The 3,632-nt window shown below is 44.2% G+C and carries 4 protein-coding genes and 1 pseudogene; 1 reads left to right on the plus strand and 4 read right to left on the minus strand.

The annotated features are described in order from the left end of the window. Positions 1-206 (plus strand): sensor histidine kinase (locus tag AC1DLM_RS34960; protein WP_477572574.1); only part of this gene is annotated, 206 nt, incomplete at its 5' end. Between the two features lie 316 nt (positions 207-522). On the opposite strand, the gene AC1DLM_RS34965 is transcribed toward AC1DLM_RS34960, so the two are convergent. From AC1DLM_RS34965 to AC1DLM_RS34980, 4 genes and pseudogenes are all read right to left on the minus strand, one after another. Further along, entirely contained in the window at positions 523-1,767 is a 1,245-nt protein-coding gene (locus AC1DLM_RS34965) for a stalk domain-containing protein (RefSeq protein ID WP_477572575.1), read from the minus strand. A 204-nt stretch (positions 1,768-1,971) separates the two neighbouring features. Beyond that, positions 1,972-2,493 carry a YfiT family bacillithiol transferase gene (locus AC1DLM_RS34970; protein WP_477572576.1) on the minus strand — a complete coding sequence of 174 codons (522 nt, stop codon included), beginning with the start codon at positions 2,491-2,493 and terminating at the stop codon, positions 1,972-1,974. 16 nt (positions 2,494-2,509) lie between these two features. Beyond that, positions 2,510-3,142 carry an NUDIX hydrolase gene (locus AC1DLM_RS34975; protein WP_477572577.1) on the minus strand — a complete coding sequence of 211 codons (633 nt, stop codon included), beginning with the start codon at positions 3,140-3,142 and terminating at the stop codon, positions 2,510-2,512. 4 nt (positions 3,143-3,146) lie between these two features. After that, positions 3,147-3,632, minus strand: a pseudogene (locus AC1DLM_RS34980) (class I SAM-dependent methyltransferase); the annotation flags it as partial.

Below are 3,632 nucleotides of genomic sequence, written 5' to 3' on the forward strand. Positions count from 1 at the left end.
GTGTGGGCATGAGTCCCAACCTTATCGAGGATATGATGGCGGGCATTAGCCGCAGTCGGATCGGCGGGAGCAGCTTCGGCGTTAAGAATGTTAGCGAGCGTATTCGCCACTATTTCGGAGATCCAGCGAAGCTTACTTATCGAAGTGTCCCCGGTGTRGGGACYGAGGTTGAGATCACGTTTCCTTTTACGGAAGAGGAAGAATGAGAATTCATGTAACGACCCATTTGGCATTAGTGTTCTAATTCAACTGGTTAGTAATGGAGCAGAGGGAACTAGGATGCCATATTTGTGATTTCAAGCTCTATATGGTAATTGAAAGGGAACCTCAGTGTCTTATTTGTACGAAAAACGTAAAAATTTTAAAAATACGATTAAATAGTGCACACACGTTCCCCTCATTCCCAAATACATTCGATTTTTCTGAAATAACGAACCCTAAATCCCTCAAACAACTCTCACGAGCAACTACACAGCGAAAAGCCAGCGGAAACCCGCTGGCTTTTTCTGTACTTTATCTTATTTATTCAAGCTGATTGATGACAGCTGTCCACTTATCACTTTCCCAAGCCACCTGCGCGCCAAGCGCTTCGGTAGCAAATCGTAAGGGAACATACGTAGTGCCTTCAGTGGAAATAAAAGGCGCGTTCGAAAGTGCCTGCCATGTTTCGTTAACTAGGGCTTGCTTCTTCCCAATTGACAAAACAATCGTTTTTGATCCTTTCACAATCGTAACTTCTTGACGAGTTCCTTCCCAAATCACTTTGGCTCCCAACGCTTCAAATACGCCACGAAGCGGGATGAATGTACTTTCGCCAATGATTTTCGCCTTTGGAGAAACGTCTATGTAAGTCCCATTGATACGAATACCCACATCGTTATGCGTATATTTCTTAGGCGGGTCCGTTTTGACCGGATTGCCTTTCTGTTCCTTAGATGGCTCAGCTGGATTTTCTACCGTTGTGAAAGAACATGTTTTACTATCAACAGTTACCGTATACGTTTCTCCATATGCAAGTTCATTTTTTGGAATAATATGCCAAGCGTTCATATCGCCAAGCTCTTGCTTCAATTTGTAAATCTCGATAGATTCATCTTTACTATTCCTCAGCGAGGCGGTCACGTCCATCTTATCTTGAGCTACCCCTGCATATGTAATAAAATAACCTGACTTCTCCAAATTGAATTGTTCCAAAGGATTCGGTATCTCGAACCCATAAAATCCAATCGGTACCCCTGTCTGTCCATCGTAGGGATAAACGCCTGTTCCTGTGTGGGTAAACCACTTCTTAGCAGGGTTTAGAACAAGTGCATGCTTGTTATACCCTACGCCTAGTAGTGACATGTCCGGGAGAATCAAGCTCGATCTATGAAGCGGAGCATCCAGTAAAGACTGCATACCAACTTCTGGCGAATCGGTCGTAAACGAAACATCCTCAAACACACCGAATTTATCTGTATCCAGGCCTGCAGCGGCTGCCCGATCMCAGGGAAGTTTGCCAGAGAACCCTTGCTTATTTGGTGTTTCTGTATRGCCGTTCTCTTGATTGAGTAGGAGATAATTCGCATGTTTTCCAGCTGCAGTTGTAAGTGAAGGATCTAATTCCATCAATGGAATGCCCATATGTGCTCTGACGTCATTCAAATAGTCTATTGCAGCGCTCTGATCATCGTTGCCTGCTGCTAATGCACTGAGATTCCCTATTACCATAGATACCCCAGCAAGAACAGTTGCCAACTTAACACTCATTTTCAAACCTTTTTTCATTTTACCTCCGTAACACACGGTTTGATTTCCACGAATCATTCCTTTTCGACAAAATCCCTCCTATTTCCTGCTTTAGGGACACCTGTTTGCTAATTTGTTCTCACTAAGTAGAGAAATATACTTCACAATTAGAAAAAGGCCACCGAGATCAGACTCGGCAGCCCTTGAATGTAACAATGGAATTTGCTCGTTTTAATCGTGTACCTACCAACCCATTCGTTCCTTCAGTGATGCGATCTGAGCAATGTGATGTCGATCATGCCATACCAAACGTTGCAGTGCCGTTTCCAGACTAAGTACTCCAAGGACTGGACTCGTAAAAGTCTTCTTGAAATCCGAAGGACTTAACGAACGGAGCACAGCTACAAAACGAATATGTATCGATTCCAATAGCTGAATCGAAGCTTCAATCGGTACCTGATAATCGCTCAACTCTGCCCATAAATCTTCCCGGTACGAGCTTGCAATGGGACTGTCCTCTGTAAGGGCTCGCTTGAAACGCAGGAAAGCATTCATATCATTGTCCGCCATATGGTGAACAACTTGTTGAACCGTCCATCCGCCAGGGCGATATGTTGTTAACCGTTGATCCTGATTTAGATGTAAGACCGTCATTCGCAATAAATTCGCTGTCTCCGCAACGTCGGTCACCCATTTATCCCGATCCGATTGTGTGGGATGCTCGATCCGTTCGAATCTCCCAATCGGATATTGTAGATGTTCCATATCGATCGCCCTCCTTTCAGTCTAATCTAACCGCTTTATYCGGATCTCTCAAATAATCAAACATACTCTTCACTTGTGCAATCGTATTCCGTTCTGCTGATAATTCGGGAAGTTCACTTTCACTGAAAAAACGCACCTCACTCGTCTCCACGCCGACAAGCGCTTCGCCGCCAATTATTTTGCAAAGAATAAACATCTTATAGATGTGATAGGGTTCAGGTGGATGAGCATGGAACTTTTTATCTAGAACAGCAAGCAACCGGACGGGCACCACATCAAAACCTGCCTCTTCTCTGATCTCTTTCACAGCAACTTCCGAAGGTGAGTAACCAATATCGGCCCAACCCCCTGGTAGAGCCCAGGCACCATCTGCTTTTTCCTTCACAAGTAGTATTTTATCCTCTTCAAAAACAACGCCTCGAATATCCACCTTCGGAGTAGCGTACCCGGTTTCATTGGCAAAGCTAAGGTTAATCGTATCCTTCCCTGCCAAAGTGTACGTATCTAGAATATCAACACTTATTTCCCGAAGTGCTTGGAATCGTTCCAAATCGTAGACATCCTTCGAATACGTTAAACCAATCTGGGCAATCGCTTGTATTTGTTTGGCCCAGTCTAACCATTTAAGGCTTACATCACGTTCTGTCATCTCTTCACACTCCTACTTTTCTCCCGATATATAACAAATGCGAGGAAACCCCTAACACCGATGGATCACGCGCTAGTCGAATGAGAAGATCAATGAACGCGTCCTTTTCCCCACGATCCGTCCAATATTGCTTCTGTTCTTGGGATAACAATGCCCCAAGATTAGAAGATCCAATCAGATCTAATGTCTCAAATCCTTGGCTTTCCATAAAAGGCTTGATGTCTTCCACATTGTAATAATAAGCCCCCGTGAAACGACCTGCATCTGTATGATTAAAAATACCTTCCTCTATAAAATGCTCAATCGCAGCCATGTTGTCATTCGGTTTCCAAGCATTTGGGAAGAGCAACGAAGTTAGAAGCATTCGCATCCGACTTTGAAAAGCGACAAACACGATGCCATCGTTCTTGGTCACACGATACAATTCCCTTGCGGCAGCAATGCGAGCCTCTTCTACTTGCAAATGATACAATGGTCCCAACATCAATGA

It is taken from the genome of Paenibacillus sp. 01T442, from assembly GCF_056398345.1.

Excerpts from the sequence above, each read along its gene's own strand:
- AC1DLM_RS34970 (WP_477572576.1), bottom strand. The coding sequence starts at position 2,493 with ATGGAACATCTACAATATCCGATTGGGAGATTCGAACGGATCGAGCAT.